Annotated in this window: 18 protein-coding genes; 9 read left to right on the top strand and 9 right to left on the bottom strand. The window is 63.6% G+C overall.

What is annotated here, in order from left to right; translation table 11 throughout:
* Positions 1-2 precede the first annotated feature (2 nt).
* The 8 genes from ACE10Z_RS16180 to ACE10Z_RS16145 all read right to left on the bottom strand — a co-directional run bounded on the left by ACE10Z_RS16180 (position 3) and on the right by ACE10Z_RS16145 (position 7235).
* Positions 3-458 carry a MaoC family dehydratase gene (locus ACE10Z_RS16180; protein WP_097674680.1) on the bottom strand — a complete coding sequence of 152 codons (456 nt, stop codon included), beginning with the start codon at positions 456-458 and terminating at the stop codon, positions 3-5.
* Complete coding sequence (locus ACE10Z_RS16175; RefSeq protein ID WP_375788806.1) at positions 459-1235, bottom strand: enoyl-CoA hydratase/isomerase family protein; 777 nt, start codon at positions 1233-1235, stop codon at positions 459-461.
* Complete coding sequence (locus ACE10Z_RS16170; protein ID WP_375788805.1) at positions 1232-2458, bottom strand: CaiB/BaiF CoA transferase family protein; 1227 nt, start codon at positions 2456-2458, stop codon at positions 1232-1234. Before ACE10Z_RS16170 ends, ACE10Z_RS16175 begins: the two co-directional genes overlap by 4 nt.
* 27 nt (positions 2459-2485) lie before the next feature.
* The gene (locus tag ACE10Z_RS16165; RefSeq protein WP_375788804.1) at positions 2486-3202 is read right to left on the bottom strand and encodes an ABC transporter ATP-binding protein; all 717 of its coding nucleotides are present in this window, start codon (positions 3200-3202) and stop codon (positions 2486-2488) included.
* Complete coding sequence (locus ACE10Z_RS16160) at positions 3199-3957, bottom strand: ABC transporter ATP-binding protein (RefSeq protein ID WP_375788803.1); 759 nt, start codon at positions 3955-3957, stop codon at positions 3199-3201. Before ACE10Z_RS16160 ends, ACE10Z_RS16165 begins: the two co-directional genes overlap by 4 nt.
* Before the next feature lie 2 nt (positions 3958-3959).
* The gene (locus ACE10Z_RS16155) at positions 3960-4979 is read right to left on the bottom strand and encodes a branched-chain amino acid ABC transporter permease (protein WP_375788802.1); all 1020 of its coding nucleotides are present in this window, start codon (positions 4977-4979) and stop codon (positions 3960-3962) included.
* A complete protein-coding gene (locus ACE10Z_RS16150) occupies positions 4976-5878 on the bottom strand; it encodes a branched-chain amino acid ABC transporter permease (RefSeq protein ID WP_375788801.1) in 903 nt (300 codons plus the stop codon). The genes ACE10Z_RS16155 and ACE10Z_RS16150 overlap by 4 nt, the downstream gene beginning before the upstream one ends.
* A gap of 97 nt (positions 5879-5975) precedes the next feature.
* Positions 5976-7235, bottom strand: a complete 1260-nt coding sequence (locus tag ACE10Z_RS16145; RefSeq protein ID WP_375788800.1) for an ABC transporter substrate-binding protein — start codon at positions 7233-7235, stop codon at positions 5976-5978.
* 170 nt (positions 7236-7405) lie between these two features.
* Here ACE10Z_RS16145 and ACE10Z_RS16140 point away from each other — a divergent pair, with 170 nt between their 5' ends.
* From ACE10Z_RS16140 to ACE10Z_RS16120, 5 genes are all read left to right on the top strand, one after another.
* A complete protein-coding gene (locus tag ACE10Z_RS16140; protein WP_375788799.1) occupies positions 7406-8902 on the top strand; it encodes an AMP-binding protein in 1497 nt (498 codons plus the stop codon).
* Positions 8899-9543 carry a TetR/AcrR family transcriptional regulator gene (locus ACE10Z_RS16135; protein WP_375788798.1) on the top strand — a complete coding sequence of 215 codons (645 nt, stop codon included), beginning with the start codon at positions 8899-8901 and terminating at the stop codon, positions 9541-9543. Before ACE10Z_RS16140 ends, ACE10Z_RS16135 begins: the two co-directional genes overlap by 4 nt.
* Entirely contained in the window at positions 9540-10313 is a 774-nt protein-coding gene (locus tag ACE10Z_RS16130) for an SDR family NAD(P)-dependent oxidoreductase (protein ID WP_375788797.1), read from the top strand. Before ACE10Z_RS16135 ends, ACE10Z_RS16130 begins: the two co-directional genes overlap by 4 nt.
* A 9-nt stretch (positions 10314-10322) precedes the next feature.
* Complete coding sequence (locus tag ACE10Z_RS16125) at positions 10323-12245, top strand: flavin-containing monooxygenase (RefSeq protein ID WP_375788796.1); 1923 nt, start codon at positions 10323-10325, stop codon at positions 12243-12245.
* 502 nt (positions 12246-12747) lie between these two features.
* Positions 12748-13377, top strand: coding sequence for a 2-hydroxychromene-2-carboxylate isomerase (locus tag ACE10Z_RS16120; protein WP_375789845.1), 630 nt, complete (start codon positions 12748-12750; stop codon positions 13375-13377).
* 39 nt (positions 13378-13416) lie between these two features.
* Here ACE10Z_RS16120 and ACE10Z_RS16115 read toward each other — a convergent pair whose 3' ends face one another.
* On the bottom strand, positions 13417-14427 hold the full coding sequence (locus tag ACE10Z_RS16115) for a glutathione S-transferase C-terminal domain-containing protein (protein ID WP_375788795.1): 1011 nt from the start codon (positions 14425-14427) through the stop codon (positions 13417-13419).
* 226 nt (positions 14428-14653) lie between these two features.
* On the opposite strand from ACE10Z_RS16115, the gene ACE10Z_RS16110 reads away from it, so the two are divergent.
* The 4 genes from ACE10Z_RS16110 to ACE10Z_RS16095 all read left to right on the top strand — a co-directional run bounded on the left by ACE10Z_RS16110 (position 14654) and on the right by ACE10Z_RS16095 (position 19649).
* The gene (locus ACE10Z_RS16110; protein WP_375788794.1) at positions 14654-15448 is read left to right on the top strand and encodes a class II aldolase/adducin family protein; all 795 of its coding nucleotides are present in this window, start codon (positions 14654-14656) and stop codon (positions 15446-15448) included.
* Positions 15449-15560: 112 nt separating this feature from the next.
* On the top strand, positions 15561-16499 hold the full coding sequence (locus tag ACE10Z_RS16105) for a GAF domain-containing protein (protein WP_375788793.1): 939 nt from the start codon (positions 15561-15563) through the stop codon (positions 16497-16499).
* 564 nt (positions 16500-17063) lie between these two features.
* Complete coding sequence (locus ACE10Z_RS16100; RefSeq protein WP_375788792.1) at positions 17064-18653, top strand: ABC transporter substrate-binding protein; 1590 nt, start codon at positions 17064-17066, stop codon at positions 18651-18653.
* Between the two features lie 60 nt (positions 18654-18713).
* Positions 18714-19649: an ABC transporter permease gene (locus ACE10Z_RS16095; RefSeq protein WP_375788791.1), complete on the top strand. Its 936-nt coding sequence runs from the start codon at positions 18714-18716 to the stop codon at positions 19647-19649.
* The last annotated feature ends 27 nt before the right edge of the window (positions 19650-19676 follow it).

Genomic DNA, 19676 nt, shown 5'->3' with positions numbered 1-19676 from the left:
GTCTATGCCTTCGGCTTGCAGTGCATCAGGCCGGTGCGGCGGCAGCTTGCCACCACCTCGCCACGCTGGTTGGTCATGGTATGCTCAAACTCGACGATGCCCTGGGTCGGCCGCGATTTGCTGGCGCGCTTGCCGATGATCCTGGTGTGCGCTTTCAGCGTGTCGCCATGAAACACCGGTTTTGGAAACTTGACGTCGGTCATGCCGAGGTTTCCGACCGTGGTTCCCAAGGTCGTGTCGTACACGCTCATGCCGATCATGATGCCGAGCGTATAGAGGCTATTGAACAGCCGCTGGCCGAACTCGGTCTTCTCGGAGAAATGCGCATCGAGGTGCAGCGGCTGCGGGTTCATGGTCAGCAGGCTGAACATCGTATTGTCCATCTCCGTCACGGTCCGGCTGAACTCGTGATGGAATTCCTGCCCGACCTCGAACTCTTCGAAATACAATCCAGCCATTTACCGTCCCTTGTAGTTAGGTGTTCGCTTTTCAACGAACGCATTCAGCCCTTCCTGGCAGTCTTCGGTCGATGCGACCACCACGAAGCTTTCCGCCGTGTTCTCCACCGAACGGCGGAAATCGGCATCGACCGCGCGCATGAAGGCGTCGCGGCCGATCTTCATCACGATAGGCGATTTCGCCGCCAGCTTGCGCGCGATCTCGCGGGCACGCTCCAGCGCGGTGCCCTTCGGCACGACTTCGCTGAGCAGCCCCATGCGATAGGCGGTTGCGGCATCGAAGGGCTCGCCGAGGAACAACGGGCCGAACGCCTGGTGCTTCCCCACCAGCCGCGGCAACTGCACGAAATGGATCGCCGGGATCAGGCCGACATCGATCTCGGGATAGCCGAAGGTCGAGCTGTCGCCCGCGACGATCATGTCGCAGGAGATCGCGATCGTCATGCCGCCGGCGCGCACCGCGCCATCGATCACCGCGATCGTCGGCTTGCCCATCCGGTACTGCGTATCGTTCAGTGCGAAATACAGCCGCTCGAGAAATGCCTTGGTCTCGATCGCGGGCTTGCCCCTGACGATGTCGAGGTCGAGGCCGGCGCAAAACACCTTGTGGGCGCTGCAGACGATGACGGCGCGCACCGCACCATCATCGCGCGCTTTGGCCAGCGCCGCCAGCAACGCGTCGATCAAGGGGATGCTGAGCGCATTGACCGGCGCGCGATCCAGCACGATCTCCGCGATCTGCTCAGTGACCGAGTAACGAACGAGGTCCGTGCTCATGATGTCTTGCCTCCTGTCATCGCTTTGGCCTGCCGCACCGCGCCCGACAGCAGCAGGCCGTCGATCTCGACCGGACCAAAACCAGCCTCCGTCAGTACGGCGCGGCTATCCTGCCCAACATCCGGCGCCGGACAAAGATGATCCTCGGACAGGCTCGCGATCCCCGGCGTCCGCGGCGAATAGACCGCGCCGACGCCCGGCGTATCCTGGCGGACCGACGCCCTGGTCGCCTCGACGTGAGGGTTGCGCAGCCATTCGCCGGGATTGAATATCCGCTCCGCGATGATATCGGCCGCGTGCAGCCGCGCAAGCCAGGCATCCGTCGGCTGCGTCAGGAACGTCTCGCGCAGCTGCGGGATCAGCGTGTCGGCCGCGTCAGCACGCCGGGCGAAGTCGGCAAAGCGCGGATCGCTCGCGAGATCCTCGCGGCCGATCGCAGCGCACAGCCGCTTGTATTGCGGCTCGTTCACCAGCGTGACCATCATCCAACCGTCCTGCGTCTGGTAGGTGCCGGCCGGCACATTGAGCGCGCGCGGCGCACCGCCCTCGAGGACGAACTCCGCGACCTTGTGCCCGAGCAGCGCCGATGTCGACTGGCAGAGATTGACGTCGATCCAGCGCCCGGTGCCGACCGTGGCGCGCGCGAACAGGGTCGTCGCAATCGCCTGGAACGCGTAGACGCCGGTGACGACGTCGGAGATCGTGGTGCCGACCCGATGCGGCACACCATCGGTGCCGACATTGACCGAGACCAGCCCCGAGAACGCCTGCGCCACCGAATCCGAGCCGGGCCGCTTGGCATACGGCCCGCTCTGCCCGAAGCCGCTGACCGACAGATAGACCAGGCCCGGATTGTCGCGCGACAGGCTCTCATAGCCGAGCCCGAGCCGCTCCGCGACACCGGGGCGAAATCCTTCAATGAGTACATCGGCCTCGCGCGCCAGAAGCTGCGCGATCGCGATCCCGTCCTTGTGCTTCATATCAAGGCACAGGCTGCGCTTGCCGCGGTTGTAGACGGCCGACAGCGTCGTGTGATTGCCGTAGGTGGTGCCGAGATAGCGCGACCAGTCGCCCTCAGGCGGCTCGACCTTGACGACGTCGGCGCCATAGACCCCGAGCAGCATCGCGCAATAGGGCGAGGCGATCCCCTGCCCGAAATCGAGTACTTTTAGCCCGCGATACGGCGCCTCATGCGTCGGGGTCAGCTTGCGTTCGCCCGCCATTTGTCCTCCCATGACTTTCGAAGAGCCCTACAGCGCCAGGTAGCGCTGCCGGATGTTGTCGTTGGCCTTCAGCTCATCGATGGAGGATGTGTAGACGATCTGTCCCTTGTCGATAACCGTCGCGTGGCTCGCAAGGCCAAGGCAAAAATGCATGTTCTGCTCGGCGATCAATACTGTGGCACCGGTGCCGCGGAGCTGCCGCAGCAATTCGCCGATGCGCTGCACGATGATCGGCGCCAACCCCTCGCTCGGCTCGTCGAGCAGCAGCAGCACCGGGTTGCCCATCAGCGTGCGGGCGATCGCCAGCATCTGCTGCTCCCCGCCGGAGAGCCGGCCCGCGATCCGGTGCCGCAGCGGCTCCAGCAGCGGGAACACGTCATAGACGCGGCGGATCGACCACTCGTCCTCGCCGTCGGGCCCCTTCTTCTGGCCGATGACGAGATTGTCCTCGACCGTATGCTCGGGAAAGATCTGGCGATCCTCCGGCACGAAGCCGAGCCCGGCCCGCGCGATGTGATGCGGCCTCATTCCCGAGACCACATTGCCGCGCAAGGTCACCTTGCCGCGGCGCGCCGGCGCCAATCCCATAATGGCCTTCATGGTGGTCGACTTGCCGGCGCCATTGCGGCCCAGCAGCGCCATGGTCTCGCCCTTCCGCACGGACAGGCCGACACCGAACAGGATCTGGCTGGTGCCATAGTAGACGTCGAGGTCCTCGACTTGCACCACCGGCGGGGCGCTCATACCACTGCTCCCGCATGGTCGTCGCTGCCGAGATAGGCCTCGATGACGGCTTCATTCCTGCGGATCACATCGGGCGTCCCGGTTGCCAGGATCCGGCCGTAGCACAGCACGACGATCTGAGGCGCGATCTTGAACACGATATCCATGTCGTGCTCGATGAACACGACCGTGATCTTCTGCGTCTCCCAAAGCTCGCGCACCTTGTCGATCATGCGCCAGCGCTCCTCGGTGCCCATGCCGGCGGTCGGCTCATCGAGCAGCAACACCTTGGGATCGAGCACAAGCGCGAGCGCGATATCGAGCAGCTTCTGGTCGCCATGCGACAGCGTCGCCGCGGTCCTGTTGCGCTTGCCGGCAAGGCCGAGCAGCTCCATCGCGTGCTCGGCGCGGTCGCGCGTCTCGGCCAGCGGAAAGCGGCGGTGCATCACGCCGGCGCGGCGCTGATCGGCGCAAACTGCTGCCAGCATCGTCTCCTCGACCGTCAGCGACGGGAAGATGCTCGCGACCTGGAAGGCACGGCCGATGCCGTGGCGCACGATCTCCGGCGGCGCCTTGCCCGCCATGTCGACACCGTTGAGCAGGATCTGCCCGGCGTCCGGCCGCAGCGCGCCCGTGATCAGGTTGAAGAAGGTGCTCTTGCCCGCACCGTTGGGGCCGATCACGGCGGTGAGCGAACCGTCGGCAAAGTCGAGCGAGACGTTGTCAGTCGCCTTGACGCCGCCAAAGGATTTCGAGAGGGCGCGAATCTCCAGCATGGCTAACCGCGCCCCTCGCCGCGACGCTGCGCGAACCATTCGACGACGAAGTCCATCAGGCCCTTTCGCAGGCCGATGGCAAAGAACAGGATTACGATGCCGAGTACGATGCCGTGATACTCGGTCAGGCGGGTCACGGTGTCGTTGAGGATCAGCAACAGCACCGTTCCGACCATCGGCCCAAGGAAGGTGGTCACGCCGCCCAGCATGTTGATGAAGATGCCCTCGCCCGAGATCGTCCAGTAGGCGAATTCGGGATAGGCGCCGGAGACGAACAGCGCCATGATGATGCCGCCGGTCGCCGCGAACAGCGCCGCCAGCACGAAGATCACAAGCTTCGCGCGCCAGACGTCGATGCCGATGAAGCTCGCCCGCGTGGCATTGTCGCGGATCATGCGCAGCGTGTAACCGAACGGCGACTGCGCAATCTGGCGCATCAGGAGCAGCCCGATCACCAGCAGCGCGCAGCTCGTGATGTAGAGATGCAGATGGTTCGACAGGTCGATACCGAGGAACGGCGGCCGCGGAATGCCGCCGCGCAGGCCCTGGTCGCCGCCGGTCAGCGATTGCCACGACAGGATGGTCGAATGGATCAGCATCTGGAACGCCAGCGTGACGAAGGCAAAATAGATCTCCTTCAGCCGCACGCAGATCGCGCCGATGACGACGGCGACGACGAGGGTCATCGCCAGCGTGGCGACAAAAGCCACAGGGATCGGCACGCCGGTTTTCTGCATCATGAGCCCGAAACCATAGGCGCCGAGGCCGAAGAACATGCCGTGCCCGAACGAGATCAACCCGGTGTAGCCGACCAGAAGGTTGAGCGAGGTCGCGAACAGGCCGTAGGCCGCGCAGCGGATCACGAAGTCGAGCAGCTGCTTGCTGCCGAACAGCACCGGCAGCAGCGCGAGCAGGACAAAGGCGACAATCGCGATCAGCACATCGCGATAGCGCTGCGGCCTGGCGTCGATCCGGGGCACTTCGAGGGGCTGCGCACCTTGGCCTGCCTGCAACTCGGTCATGCGACCTCCTTGCCGAACAGGCCGGTCGGACGCGACACCAGCACGATCACCATGAAGAGATACATCAGCCCTTCAGTGAACAGCGGGAAGCCGAGCGATCCGAACGAGCGGATCAGGCCGATCAGGAGCGCGCCGATCAGCGCGCCAAGGATCGAGCCCATGCCGCCGATGACCGTGACGATGAAGGACTCGATCAGCACCGAGAAACCCATGCCCGGCGTCAGCGAGCGCACCGGCGCGGCAAGCGCCCCAGCCAGCCCCGCCAGCATGCCGCCCAGCGCGAACACGCCGCCATAGATCAGCCCGGTGTTGATGCCGAGCGCCGACACCATCCCGGGATTATGCGCGGCCGCACGGATCACCTTGCCGATCCGGGAACGCGCCAGCCCCAGCCCAAGAACCACCGCAGCCGCGAGCGCCACCCCGATCAGCAGCAGATAGTATGGCGGCACCACGCCGCCGGCGATGAACAACGGCGGCACCTGGAATGCGGCCGGCATGCCCATCGACTTGAATTCAGGTCCCCAGATCATGCGAACGATGTCGTCGAAGATCAGCACGAAGGCGTAGCACACCAGAAGCTGCATCAGCACGTCGCGGCCGTAGACGCGGCTCATGAACGCGCGTTCGAAGATCAGGCCGAGGAGCGCGGTGCCGACAGCGCCGCTCAGGATCGCCAGCGCAAAGCTGTCGGTGAGCTGATAGGCCGTCATCGCGAAATAGGCGCCGAACATGTAGAAGGCGCCGTGGCTGAAATTGACCACCTTGAGCACGCCGAAGATCAGCGTCAGCCCGACGGCGACGAGAAACAGCAGCATGCCGATGATCAGGCCGCTGGTGGTCTGCGTCACCAGGCATGCAGGACTGGTGAGGCAACTGGCGAGCGCGTCGAGGTCCACAAAGATTATCCATTACGGCGGGCCGCAACGCCGGCGCGCGACAAACATCAGACGAAAGGCGGAGGCAGCGGGTCGCGGCCTCCGCTCCGCATGCGGATCAGGTGTAGCCCTTGCTCTTCTTCCACTCGGCTTCGAGCTCGAAGATGGTCTTCCAGTCCCCGGCCTTCACGTCGGGCACATAAGGCTCCTGCGGGATCGTGGTGCCCCAGCCGATCGCGTAGCCGACCAGCGTGTGGTCGTCGGCGCGCATCGTGACGGTGCCGTCGGCACCGAACGGGCACTTGATGGTCAGCCCGGTGAGGGCCTCCGCGACCTTCTTGCCGTCAGTCGAGTTCGCCTTTTTGACGGCCTCGTTGAGGAACATGACCGCGGTCGCGTTCTGCCAGGACCAGTTGGTCGGGTACTCGTTGTACTTCGCCTTGTAGGCATCGCCCCAGGCTGCATTCTCCGGCGTCGGCGGGAACGTCTTGATGTAGCGATCGCCCGAGTGAATACCCTTCGGCAGGTTCTTCACCACCGTGAGCGCGGTGTAGTCGGCCATGTTGACCGCAAACACCTCCATCTGGGTGAACATCGCATAGATGTTGGCCTGGTCGATGTAAGAGGTGAGATCGCCGCCCCACAGGCAGGAATAGAGCGCCTGCGGCTTGGCCTGCAGGATCTTGGTCACCACCTCGGTGTAATCGGGCTGGAACAGCTTCGGCCAGGACTCGCTGATGACCTCGACATCGGGCGCGAACTTCTTCAGGTACAGCACGAACTCGCCGGTGGTGTCGCGGCCATAGGCATAATCGGGCGAACAGGTCGCCCATTTCTTCAGCCCCTTGGCCTTGGCGATTCCCGCCGCGTAGCCGGCGCCGACGATCGAGTCATGAATGCCCTGCCGCACGCAGCGGAAGGCGTTCGGGATGTGCTGCTTGGGATCGGCCGTCAGCGACGATGCTTCCGAGCAGGTATGGATGCAGAGCACTCCGAGATCGCGCGCCACCTCGTGAACCGCGAACGATCCCGACGATGCCTCGCCGTCGAGCAGCATCTCGCAGCCATCGGTGTTGACGAGCTCACGCGCGATGCGCGCGGCTTCCTGCGGCTGTCCTTTGGAATCGCGGATCACCATCTCGATCTGCCGCCCGGCAAGGCCGCCTGCGGCATTGACCTTCTCGACTTCCAGCATCACCGCATTGCGCGAGGACGTGCCGAGCTGCGCGACGCGACCCGACAGAATGGTCGGCATGCCGATCTTGATGGTCTTGGCCTGGGCGCGCGCCACCCATGGCGCAGCGAAGGTCGCCGCACCGGCGCTCATCAGCGCAAGTGTCGCACGCCGGCTGATGCCCGGTTTCCGGGTCCTCGTCATATTCCCCTCCCTGTCGGGTTCTCGTTCCCAAAATCCCTGTCGGAGATCGTTTCGTCTCCATGGCCGCAATGTTTTCAGAGCAAGGGGGGTGACGTCAAGCCAAAGATGAATTACGACTCATAATTCATCTAGGGAGAAAACGGCGCCGGAATTGGCCCGACGAGCGGCAAATGATCAATCTTTCCAGCTTCATCGCATTTCACTCCAGGCGGACTCCGGACCGCTGTGCGCTGAAATATCGCGGCGAGGACGTCTCGTATGCAGATTTTGATCTGCGGATTCGGCAGGTCGGCAGCTGGCTTACGACGCAGGGAATTGCGCCCGGCGACGTCGTCGCCGTCCTGATGAAGAACAGCACGGCCTTTCTCGAACTGGTGTTTGCGACCAGCCATATCGGTGCGGTGTTCCTGCCGATCAATTATCGCCTGTCGGCCGATGAGGTCGGCTACATCGTCGGCAATTCCGGCGCACGCCTGCTCGTCGCCGACGAGGAATTTGCAGCGATCGCAGCCGGCGATGCGCCGGTCGTGCTGCTCGATGAAGCCACACAGTCCAGCGTCACCAATTTTGCGCCCGACCTTGCGCCGGCGCCGATCCATGTGCGCCAGCCGCGCGACCTGATGCGGCTGATGTATACCTCGGGCACGACGGATCGCCCCAAGGGGGTGATGCTCACTTACGAGAACATCTACTGGAAATCCGCCGACCAGACTCTGGTGCTTGGGCTGAACGCCGACACCCGGCTGCTCGTCGTCGGCCCGCTCTATCATGTCGGCGCGCTCGACCTGCCCGGCATCGCCGTGCTCTGGCACGGCGGCATGCTGTGCATTCACCGCACCTTCGAGGCAGAGCCGGCGCTGGCCGCGATCGAGCGCGAGAAGCTGAACGCGGCGTGGTTTGCGCCGGTCATGACCACCGCCCTCCTCACCTGTCCGAACCGCGAGCGTTACGATGTCTCCAGCCTGCAATGGGCGATCGGCGGCGGCGAGAAGACGCCGGAGCTCCGCATCCGCGCCTTCTCTGACTATTTCAGGAATGCGCGCTACATCGATGCTTACGGCCTGACCGAAAGCTGCGGCGGCGATACCTTCATGGACGCGGGCCGCGAGATCGAGAAGATCGGCTCGACCGGCCGCGCCATCGCCCATGTCGAGATCGAGATCCGCGACGACGCCGGCAAGCGCCTGCCCGCCGGACAGAACGGCGAGATCTGCCTGCGCGGCCCGAAGGTCACGCAAGGCTACTGGAAGGATCCGGAGAAGACGGCATCCGCCTTCTTCGGCGACTGGTTCCGCACCGGCGATGTCGGCTATCTCGACGACGACGGCTTCCTCTATCTGACCGACCGCAAGAAGGACATGATCATCTCCGGCGGCGAGAACATCGCTTCCTCCGAGGTCGAGCGAGTCATCTATGAAATGCCTGAGGTGCGCGAGGTCGCGGTGATCGGCCTGCGCGACGAACGCTGGGGCGAGAAGCCGGTCGCCATCGTGGTGCTGGCGGACGACGCAAGGCTCGACCTGCCCGGTCTCACCGAATTCTGCCGTGCGCGGCTCGCAGGCTTCAAGGTGCCGCGGCAGTTGATCATCCGCGACAGCCTGCCGCGCAATCCATCCGGCAAGGTGCTCAAACGCGTGCTCCGCGCAGAACTCGAGGCCACCGCATGACGCAAGCGACATCCGCCAAAGTGACAAAACTCAACCGGGTCGAGCGCAACGCCTGGACCAAGCAGAAGATCTTCGACGCCGCGACCAAGGTCGTCGGCAAATACGGCTACGCCGAAGCCTCGGTTGCGCGGATCACGGAAGCTGCCGGCGTCGCGCAGGGCACCTTCTACAATCACTTCGAGAACCGCCAGGAACTGCTCGACCAGCTGCTGCCGAAGATCGGCCTCGACATGGTCCGCTTCATCCATGCGCGCACCGGCACTGCCAACGAAGCACGGCAGGAGGTCGAGCGCTTCAGCGCCTTCTTCGATTTCATCCGCGAGGTCCCCGAGTTTCTCCGCATTCTCAACGAAGCCGAGTTCTTTGCGCCGATCGGCTACCAGAAGCATTTCGACAACATCTCGAGCGCCTATGTCCGGATCCTGCAGCGCGCGCGGGCGGCGGGCGCCACCAACACCTTCAGCGACGAGGAATTCGAGGCCATCGTCCAGGTCCTGATGGGTGCGCGCGGTTATCTCAGCCGCCGCTATTCCTACTCCGAGCATGGCGTCACCGCCGTGCCCGATTACGTCATCACGGCCTACCAGAAGCTGGTCACGCGCGGTCTGTTCACCACGAGCGACAAGGGAAGAAAATCATGAGCGCCGACGGCATCATTCTCGTCACCGGCGGCAGCCGCGGCATTGGCGCTGCGACCGCAACGCTGCTCGCCGATCAGGGCCATCGCGTCGTCATCGTCGATATCGCGCCCGAGCCGCTGGTCGGAACGGCCGCCATCCTCTGGCCGGCGCCATTCGACGTCGCGCGCGAAGGTGCCGTCGTCACCGGCGTCGCCGATATCGAGAAGGCGCACGGCCCGATCACCGGCCTCGTCAACGCGGCCGGCGTGTTCGGCAAAATGCACAGGATCGAGCGGGTGCGGATGGAGCAATGGGACCGCGAGGTCAACATCGACCTGCGTGGCACGTTTCTGGTCGCGCGCAGCGTCGGCATCGGAATGGCAAAGCGGCGGCACGGCGCGATCGTCAATGTCGCCTCGGTCGCCGGCATGACGTCGGGTCCGATCCACGCCTATACCGCGGCGAAGGCCGGTGTCATCCAGATCACGCAGACGCTCGCCGCCGAATGGGGCCGTTCCGGCGTGCGCGTCAACGCGGTGTCGCCCGGGTTCACGCGCACGGCGGCGCTCGAGGCCGGCATCGCGTCGGGCGCGCTGAACAAGGATCTGCTGGCACGTCCGACTGCGATGAATCGCTTGGTCGAGCCGATGGAAGTCGCGCAGGCGATCGCCTGGCTGCTCTCGCCGCAGAGCAGCGGCGTGACCGGCATCAACCTGCCGGTCGATGCCGGCTACATCGCGGGCACCACCTGGGCCGCCTATGGCGGTCTGCCGGACGCACCGGCGAGCTGAGGGCAACGCATGAATATCGAGCTTTCGCGCAAACACCTCGATCTTTCCTCCGCCATCGCCGAGGGTGACATCCGCGTGCTGCTGATGGTGCTGGTGCACATGACCGGCGACGAGAAGTGGCTCGAGCCGCCGTACAAGCCGAAGCGCGACGTCCGCCTGATCCCCGATCCGGACGCCGGCGTGCCGAAGGAGATCCAGGACGATATCCGCGCGGCCGTGCTGAACCTGTTCGCCAACGGTACGCCGAAGCCCGTCATCACTGATCCCGGCGATGAGCTGATGCTGCGGATGATGCGCGCGACGCTCGGCGAGAACGTCGCGCCGGAATATGCCCCGCTGATGCGGGAAGAGATGGGGTTCGTTCCCCGCGACGCGCGCTGGCGCGAACGCCCGTCTGATGAGAGGCTTGCGCAGCAGCATGTGCTGATCGTCGGCGCCGGGGTCTGCGCGATCGCGCTCGGCGTTGCGCTCGGGCGGCTCGGCATTCCCTACACGATCGTCGAGAAGCAGGACGAGATCGGCGGCACCTGGTACGTCAACCGCTATCCCGGCTGCGGCGTCGACACGCCGAACCACTCCTATTCCTTCTCGTTCGGCGCCCGCAATCCGTGGACGCGCTATTTCGCACAGCGCCAGGAACTGCTCGACTATCTGCTCAAGGTCGTACACGAATACGGCATCCGCGAGCACGTCCGTCTTAGCACCGAGCTCGTCGCCTCGCGCTGGGACGAAGCCAAGCGCCGCTGGGTCTCGACGCTGAAGACCGCGAACGGCGAAGAGACCTTCGAGTCCACCGCGCTGGTCAGCGCGATCGGGCAACTCAATGATCCCTCGCCTGCCACTTTCAAGGGAGACGCGGATTTCACCGGCCTGACGGTTCATTCGGCGCTGTGGTCCGACGACATCGAGCTCGATGGCAAGCATGTCGCCGTGATCGGCACCGGGGCGACCGCGATGCAGCTGGTGCCGTCGATCGCCGACCAAGTCGCCTCGGTCACGGTCTACCAGCGCACCGCGCAGTGGGCGCGGCCGGTGAAGGGCTATTCCGATCCGATCACCGAAGGCGCGCAGTGGCTGCTCGCCCATCTGCCGTTCTATGTCCAGTGGTATCGCTTCAACATGTTCTGGCGCTACGGCGACGGCCTGCTGCCGTTCCTGCGCAAGGATCCGGCCTGGCCGCATCCGGAGCGCGCCGTCAACAAGGGCAATGACCGGCATCGCCAGGAGCTCGCCGACTTCATCCTCTCCGAGCTGAAGGACCGCCCTGATTTGATCGAGAAGTGCATGCCGACCTATCCGCCTTACGGCAAGCGCATCCTGCTCGACAACAACTGGTTCAAGACGCTGACCCGTCCGAATGTCGAGCTGGTCACCGACAAGATCGACCATTTCGCGGCTGGTGGCATCGTCACGGCCGACGGCACATCGCGGCAGCACGACGTCGTCGTGATCTCGACCGGCTTCAAGGTCTCGGAGATGGCGGCGCGCCTCAACATCACCGGGCGCGACGGCAAGAACCTCAAGCAGGCGTGGCGCGACGACAATCCGACCGCCTATCTCGGCCTCACCGTGCCTGACTTCCCCAATTTGTTTCTGATGCTCGGCCCCAACTCGGGACCCGCGCATGGCGGCAGCGTGATCTTCCAGTCGGAATGCCAGAGCCGCTACATCTCTGCCTGCCTCGTCGAGATGATCGAGAACGATATCGCTGCAATCGACGTGCATCCCAACGCGCACGACGAATACATCCGCAACGTTGATGCCGAGCATGAGCAACTGATCTGGACGCATCCGGGCATGACGACCTACTACCGCAACAGAAGCGGCCGTGTGTTCTCGGCAATGCCGTGGCGGTTTGTTGACTACTGGAAAATGACGCACGATCCGGACTTCACGCAGTATCGAAAGACCAAGGCGCGACAGGAAAGCTGACCTGAAATACCCCGCTCGTTAACTTGACAGCAGGCCATATCTGCCGCAGCATTTCGCCGACTGCACCTGTTGGGGTGCGGGAGCGCCTGCTCCCCGCGTCGCAGGAATTGACGGACGATTTTGGAATCGGCCGCCAGGCAGAGAAGCGGACAGAGGTCCGTCGGCCCACCCTTGGAGAGGAGCATGACGCCACCGGCGAAAGCCAGCGACCTTGCTCGGCAAGGTCTCGGTGCACGTTGAGGCGAACAGCAGCTGCTAGCCGCGTGTGCCGCCGACAATCTGAACATATCCGCAGGACGAGAGCGCAACGGCCAAGCGCTTTTAGGTCCCGAAACACCACTGGTCTACACCAGAGATCCTTCGCTAAAACGAAGTTGCAGGGCCCCGCGATGCTTGAATGCACCGGGGCCCGTTCGTTTGCACGCCATCTCTCTCTTGTCGCCCCGCATTGCATCACCGCGCAGGATCGGGAACAATTGTCCCGACCGGGTGAGGAACGATGATCGAAAAGCCGCGCGTACGCATCTACACCGACTACAAGTCTCCCTATGCCTATGTCGCCAACAAGCGGCTGTTCGAGCTCGAGGATGCCCTCGGCGTCGAGCTGGAGTGGCTTCCCTACACGCTTCGCATTCCCGAGTTCATGGGCACGGTCGAGGCGCGCACGCCGCACTTCTGGCGCAAGGTGCGCTACTCCTACATGGATGCGCGGCGGTTCGCGAATGCGCAGGGGCTCGTCATGAAGGGCCCGCGCCGGATCTATGACGCCTTCTACTCGAGCGCCGGGATGTTATTCGCGCAGCGCCATGGGCTGTTCCGGCCCTATCATGACACCGTGTTCCACAAGTTCTGGAACCACGAGCTGGAGATCGACGAGCTGTCTGAGATCGCCGGCGTGATCTCCGCGATCGGCGGTTCCGCAGATGCCTTCGAGGCCTATGTTCGCGGCCCTGCCCGCGCGGAACACGACCGCATCATCGACGAGGCCGAATCGCTCGGCGTATTCGGCGTGCCCAGCATGGTGTTCAACGGCGAGCTGTTCTGGGGCGGCGACCGCATCGACATGCTGATCGAGCGGATCAAGAAGCCGGAGACAATCGCCGCCGCACTCGGGAGCAGGCATAGGACCTAGGCTCACGCCGATTTGAAGCTGATTGGCGTCCCCGATCGATCAGCCTCCACTCAGGATCGCCCAGCATCCCGTGCGTTCCAGCACGGGCTTCAGCGCCCCGCGATCGCCGGCATCGAGCGCGGCAAACTTCTCGCACAACTGCTGCAGGCACTTGACCTGATATTTGAATGGCGCCAGCGCGTAAGGCAGCCCCCAGACGTTGATCTCCAGCCGTTCGAGGCCTTTCGCGAATGCATCGGCGTTAGCAGCCAAGAACGGCAGATAGAGCTCGCCCGCGATCCGCAGCAGCGCCTCGGCGAACCCGCCGAGCGCCTGCTCGCGCGGATACCAGATGCCTTCGACACCGGACGCATCATCGAGCCGCCGCACCCAGTGATCGGTGAACGGCGCGCGCTCGCGCATGATCCGCATCGGGGTCGGGTCGGTTGCCATCTCGCTGAGCTGGCCAAACCAAGCGAAGTCCGCCAGCGATGGCCGGCTGCCGAACAGGTAACTCGTCATGCCGACATGCGACTCAAACGCCGCAAGCGTCCGCCGATAGCTCTCCTCCAGCAGCGGGCGGTTCTCCTCGGTCGCGCCGAGAATGACCATCCGCGAAATCTGCCGCTGACGGAATTCCTCGATCTCCGCGCGGCTGCCGGCCTCGGCCTCCGACGTCGACCACTCCTCGCCGGCCCAGCGCGAGACATAGGCCTGGTCTTCCGGATCCCACCAGCGATACAGAAACAGCGGCTTCACCGCCCATTCGTCGGCGAGGTCCTCGAGCAGATCGCAGATGAAGGCTGTGGCCTTATCCTCCGGGATCACCGACCGCCCCTGGTGACGCGCTTCCAGATCGTAGGCCAGCGTCGTGGTCTCGCCGCGATAGCTGCCGTCGGGATATTGCAACACCGGGATCAACATCGGCTTCAGATGCGCGGTCGCTGCGCGCAGCGCCTTGGTCATGATCACCCAATCGTGCGGGATGCGCCGATAGCGCATCAGCGCCCGCAGCTTGATCGCATAAGGCGACGCGGTCGAACCGATCAGGCGGTAGCGGCCTTCCGTCATGACGACGCCTCCGAGAACGTGTTCTTGCGATCGCTCATTTTCGTGCGCCTCGGCTGTTTTTCCGCATAGTGGCATCGAACCTACCGCACGCCAATCCGCATTCGGTTTTTGCCCGCCAGACCTGCAAATAAGCAGACGCGGCACCGCTTGCCGCCGTGCCGATTCTGCTATGGTCCGCGCCAACAATCAGACCCCGCCCTCGCAGACATCTCAAGGAGAGAACGCCATGAATCCCCCCGTCAGCTCGCCCGCGATCAAGGTCGTGAAATCCGTTCGCGAGCAGGTGAGCGCCGAGGAGTGGCAGGCCCGTGTCGATCTCGCCGCCTGCTATCGGCTCACGGCGATGTACGGCATGACCGAGATGATCGCGAACCACATCTCCTGCCGCGTGCCCGGCACCACCGACCAGTTCCTGATCAATGCCTACGGCATGCTGTATGAGGAGATCGACGCCTCCAGCCTGATCAAGGTCGACGTCGAGGGCAACACGCTGCTCAACGCCACCGACTACGACGTCAACGTCGCGGGCTTCGTCATTCACAGCGCCATCCACATGGCCAAGCACGACATGGACTGCGTCGCGCATACCCACACGCCCGCCGGCATGGCGGTGTCCGCGATGGAATGCGGCCTGCTGCCGCTGGCGCAGACCTCGATGCGGTTCCTGCACATCGCCTATCACGACTTCGAAGGCATCGCCGACAATGTCGACGAGCGCGAACGGCTGGTCCGCGACCTCGGCGACAACGAGGCGATGATCCTGCGCAACCATGGCCTGCTCGTCGTCGGCCGCACCGTGCCCGGCGCCTTCAACGTGCTGTTCCGCCTCGAGCGCGCCTGCCAGACCCAGGTGATGGCGCTGTCCTGCAACACCAAGCTGATCTATCCGCCGCAGAACATTCTCGAAGACACTTATGAGCGTATGCTGCCCAAGCCCGGCCGCGCCGCCCGCAACGGCGAACTCGCCTGGCCGGCGCTGCTGCGCAAGCTCGATCGGGCCGATCCGTCATATCGGGACTGAGGTGAAAGCTCGCTTTCGCATCAACTTTGGGCGTCGCTTGCCCGCTATTTGAGCGCACGCTTTGCCGTGAGATCGCCGATGCTAGCCGTCGGCGAGACGGCAGGTGCGTGCGATGAAAACCTTCATTCGCGTGGTTGAACTGTGGGTGCCCGATCCAACGCGGACGCGGCTGGAATTCGGCCGCAGCCTCCACAGCACCGAGTTCGCCGAGTTCAACGCGGTCAGTGAGAACGCGCTGTTCGCCTATAACGAGGGCCTCTCCGGCAGGGCCTGGGCGAGCGGCCATCCGCTCATCCTGACCGAATTCACCAACTCCTGTTTCAAGCGAACCGACGAGGCGCGCGAAGCCGGCCTGACCTGCGGCGTCGCGCTTCCGGTGTTCGCCGGCGAATTCCTGATGGCCGTGATGGTGCTGCTCTGCGGTGACGACAGGAAGCATGTCGGGGCAATCGAGCTCTGGCACAACGATCCCGACAAATCCCACGAGATGGCGCTGGTCGACGGCTACTACGGCACCGCCGACATGTTCGAATTCAACTCGCGCCATACCAAATTCCCGCGCGGCTTCGGTCTGCCCGGCCGGACCTGGAAGGCCGGCATGCCGCTGATCATCAAGGATCTGCACAGTTCCAAGGGATTCCTGCGCAGGGAGGACGCATCCGCGATCGGCATCAATTGCGGGGTCGGCATCCCTTACATCATCGGCGACCAGACCTGGGTGGTGACATTCCTGTCGGGCCAGGCGACGCCGATCGCACGCCGGTTCGAGATCTGGGTGCCGAACGAGGAGCGGTCGGCGCTGGTGTTCCACTCCGGCGATTGCAGCGAGCAGTCCGACCTCGCCACGCTCTATGCGGCCAAGACGATCGGCCGCGGTGAAGGCTCTATCGGCGGCGCATGGGCCACCGGCATGCCCGCGCTCACCGAACATCTGAAGCAGGATGAATCGATCGCGGCTGCGCTGGCGCGTGGCTCCGGCATGAACCAGATGGTCGCGCTGCCGGTGATCGAGAACACCCGGCTCAAGGCGGTGCTGGCCTGGTATTTGTGATTGTTGGCTCGCCAACATTCGTCGTCCCTGCGAAGAAGCGCTTGCGCGTTTCGCGGGGAGACAGCAGCCACAGGGCGTCAGGACCACACGACTTCATCGTCCGCTTCTCATGCCTTCGTCGCTGGCATGATCCGGGTCAACCGCATCTCACCGCAACACTCGTGACGATCGCGACGCGCCCCTCAATCGGGTGAGACGGACGGAATTGGATCACTGATTTGCCCGGCGACGGAAGCGCCGATTTGCCCGTCGGGTTATCATGCCACAGGCGGATCGTTACCAGGTCATGCGGTCCGGAACCCTGGCTTCGCAATTTCACGACGGAAGCCGAAATCCGTTCAATCGCTATCGCTTGCATACTCGCGCAAGTTGCAGCCAAGGTATTGGCGCGGTCAAATCATGTCCACAAGCACCCGCAGCGTTTCCATAATCCTGCCCCGCGCATCGCGGCGACACAAATTATTTGGTGCCGGTCGCCATCGACGCGACATGAGGACCTTGCGCTTGACGTGCTGCCGATGGTCAACTCGCTGATCGGAATGTTCCTGCATCGTTGGGGGAAGCATGAAGTTCAAGATGATTGCGATCGCGGTTGGTCTCGGGCTCGCACTCGCCGCCACGGCGGAGGCCCAGACCCCGCGCAAGGGTGGGACCATTCGCATGACGGCACCCTATGGCTCCAGCTTCACCAGCATGGACATCCACACGACACCGCGCGCCCAGGACGAAATATACGCCAAGGGTCTGCACCGCTCGCTCTACATCTGGGATTCAACCGAGGGCAAGCCGGTGCTGGAACTTGCCAAGGAGGTCACCGTCTCGGGCGGAGGCCTCGTTCATACCTTCAAGCTGCGCGACGACGCGTATTTCCACAACGGCCGCAAGATGACGGCCGACGACATCATCTGGTCCTACAATCGCATTATGGACGGCACCAAGGCCTATCCCGGCGCGCGCTTTGTCCGCCTGATCGAGGGCGCCGCCGAGGTCGAGAAGGGCCAGGCCAAGGAAATCTCCGGCCTGAAGAAGATCGACGACTTCACCCTCGAAATGAAGCTGACCGAGAAAGTCGATCCCGCCTTCTATTTCTTCACGGCGTTGACCTCGATCTATCCCGCCGACGAGGGTGGCAAGGAGAGCTTCCTCCAGAAGCCGATCGGTCTTGGTCCGTTCAAATTCGTCGAGCACGTGCCGGGATCGCGCATCGTGCTTGAACGCTGGGACCGGTTCTACAAGGCCGGCAAGCCGTATGCCGACAAGCTCGTCATATCGCTGATGGGCGAAGCCGCGGCACGCGACGTCGCCTTCCGCAACAAGGAGATCGACACCTCGGTGCTTGGGCCCGCGCAGTATGTCGCCTATCAGGCCGACCCTAACCTCAAGGGCACCATCGTCGAGGTCGCCGAGGTTTTCACCCGCTATATGGGGATGAATCCCGCATTCAAGCCCTTCTCCGACAAGCGGGTTCGGCAGGCCGTCAACTACGCGATCGATGCCGATCTGATCATCAACAAGCTGGTCAAGGGCAAAGCCTATCGCGCCACGAGCTGGCTGCCCCTGACCTCGCCCGCCTACGACAAGGCCATGAAGCCCTACCCTTACGATCCTGCGAAGGCGAAGCAATTGCTTGCGGACGCGGGTTATCCCAACGGCTTTGAATTCGAATGGACCACCAGTCAGAACGAAAGCTGGGGCTTGCCGATCGTCGAAGCCGCGATCCCGATGCTGGACAAGGTGGGCATCAAGGTGAAGGTCAAGCAGGTCGAAACCGCGGTGCTAGCGGAGGTCATTCGCAAGGGCGACTTCCAGGCCTTCATCTATTCCCAGGCGACCGGCCCGGATCCGCAGGCGGCGCTCAAATGCTTCCACTCGGCGACGCCGCAATCGGCCTGCAACTACACGACCTTCAAGAACGCGGACTTCGACAAGATGATCGATGCAGCCGGCCAGGCCGACGACGCCGCAAAGCGCGTCCAGCTGCTGCAAAAGGCCAATGCGCTGCTCCAGGAGGAAGCGCCGATCTGGTTCTTCAACTACAACAAGGCTGTCATGGCGGTGCAGCCCTGGCTCAAGGGAATCCAACTGGACGCGACGGAACTGACCCATCAAAACGTCGAAGACCTCTGGGTCGACGACACCTCGCCCGCGAAGTGACAGGTGCCATCGCTCTCCCTCCATCGTGTGAAATGATGGAGAGAATGAGGAAAACGTCCAATGCTCTCCTTCGCGATCCGTCGAGTCCTGCAAACCATTCCGACCGTGCTGGCTGTCGTGCTGGTGATCTTCGTGCTGTTCAGCATCGTTCCGGGCAGCATCGTGTCGAGCATGGGTGATGACGGCCGGGGTCCGACGGACCCGCAGGTCGTCGAACGCATGAAAAAGCAGCTCGGCCTCGACGACCCCGTTTACGTGCGTTTCAGCTCCTATGTCGCCAAGCTCACGACAGGTGATTTCGGGACCTCGTTCCGGACCCGCGAACCGGTCACGACCATGGTCGCCAAGCGAATGTGGCCAACGCTGCAGCTGATCTTCGCAGCGCTCGCGTTTGCCATTGCGGTCGGCGTTCCGCTCGGTTTCATCGCCGCGCTGAAGCCGGGCAGCATCGTCGACACGCTCTCGATGGTGCTGGCGGTGTCGGGCCTCTCGATGGCCAAATTCTGGCTCGGGCTTTTGCTGATGTATCTGTTTGCATTGAAGCTCGGCTGGCTGCCGAGCTTCGGCTATGGCGATGGCAGCCTGAAATATCTGCTCCTGCCTGCCGTGACCCTCGGCGTCTCGCCGATGGCGCTGCTGGCGCGGACGACGCGGGCAGCCGTGCTCGAGATCATGACCGCGGATTTTGTCCGGACGGCACGCTCGAAGGGCATGAGCGAGACCCGGGTCGTGACGTGGCACGTGATGCGCAATGCCCTCGTCATCATTCTCACGGCGATCGGCCTGCAATTCGGCGTCGTGATGGGCCAAGCCGTCGTCGTCGAGAAATTGTTTTCCTGGCCGGGCATCGGCTCGCTGCTGGTCGACAGCGTCCTGCAGCGCGACATTCCCGCCGTGCAAGGCACCATTCTCGTGGTGGTGCTGTTCTTCCTCGCCGTCAATACATTGGTTGACCTGCTCTACGGCGTGATCGATCCGAGGATCAGATACGCATGAGCGGCAGCCAGTCTCATCACGCCCGCG

It is taken from the genome of Bradyrhizobium sp. Pha-3 (genome assembly GCF_042258615.1).
Lineage (GTDB): Bacteria > Pseudomonadota > Alphaproteobacteria > Rhizobiales > Xanthobacteraceae > Bradyrhizobium.
The sequence above is the reverse complement of the archived record's forward strand: the minus strand, read 5'-3'. Positions and strand labels throughout refer to the sequence as shown.

Bases quoted from the DNA above. Each gene is read 5' to 3' on its own strand.
- ACE10Z_RS16180 (WP_097674680.1), bottom strand. From the start codon at position 458: ATGGCTGGATTGTATTTCGAAGAGTTCGAGGTCGGGCAGGAATTCCAT.
- ACE10Z_RS16175 (WP_375788806.1), bottom strand. From the start codon at position 1,235: ATGAGCACGGACCTCGTTCGTTACTCGGTCACTGAGCAGATCGCGGAG.
- ACE10Z_RS16170 (WP_375788805.1), bottom strand. From the start codon at position 2,458: ATGGCGGGCGAACGCAAGCTGACCCCGACGCATGAGGCGCCGTATCGC.
- ACE10Z_RS16165 (WP_375788804.1), bottom strand. From the start codon at position 3,202: ATGAGCGCCCCGCCGGTGGTGCAAGTCGAGGACCTCGACGTCTACTAT.
- ACE10Z_RS16160 (WP_375788803.1), bottom strand. From the start codon at position 3,957: ATGCTGGAGATTCGCGCCCTCTCGAAATCCTTTGGCGGCGTCAAGGCG.
- ACE10Z_RS16155 (WP_375788802.1), bottom strand. From the start codon at position 4,979: ATGACCGAGTTGCAGGCAGGCCAAGGTGCGCAGCCCCTCGAAGTGCCC.
- ACE10Z_RS16145 (WP_375788800.1), bottom strand. From the start codon at position 7,235: ATGACGAGGACCCGGAAACCGGGCATCAGCCGGCGTGCGACACTTGCG.
- ACE10Z_RS16140 (WP_375788799.1), top strand. From the start codon at position 7,406: ATGATCAATCTTTCCAGCTTCATCGCATTTCACTCCAGGCGGACTCCG.
- ACE10Z_RS16135 (WP_375788798.1), top strand. From the start codon at position 8,899: ATGACGCAAGCGACATCCGCCAAAGTGACAAAACTCAACCGGGTCGAG.
- ACE10Z_RS16130 (WP_375788797.1), top strand. From the start codon at position 9,540: ATGAGCGCCGACGGCATCATTCTCGTCACCGGCGGCAGCCGCGGCATT.
- ACE10Z_RS16125 (WP_375788796.1), top strand. From the start codon at position 10,323: ATGAATATCGAGCTTTCGCGCAAACACCTCGATCTTTCCTCCGCCATC.
- ACE10Z_RS16115 (WP_375788795.1), bottom strand. From the start codon at position 14,427: ATGACGGAAGGCCGCTACCGCCTGATCGGTTCGACCGCGTCGCCTTAT.
- ACE10Z_RS16110 (WP_375788794.1), top strand. From the start codon at position 14,654: ATGAATCCCCCCGTCAGCTCGCCCGCGATCAAGGTCGTGAAATCCGTT.
- ACE10Z_RS16105 (WP_375788793.1), top strand. From the start codon at position 15,561: ATGAAAACCTTCATTCGCGTGGTTGAACTGTGGGTGCCCGATCCAACG.
- ACE10Z_RS16100 (WP_375788792.1), top strand. From the start codon at position 17,064: ATGAAGTTCAAGATGATTGCGATCGCGGTTGGTCTCGGGCTCGCACTC.
- ACE10Z_RS16095 (WP_375788791.1), top strand. From the start codon at position 18,714: ATGCTCTCCTTCGCGATCCGTCGAGTCCTGCAAACCATTCCGACCGTG.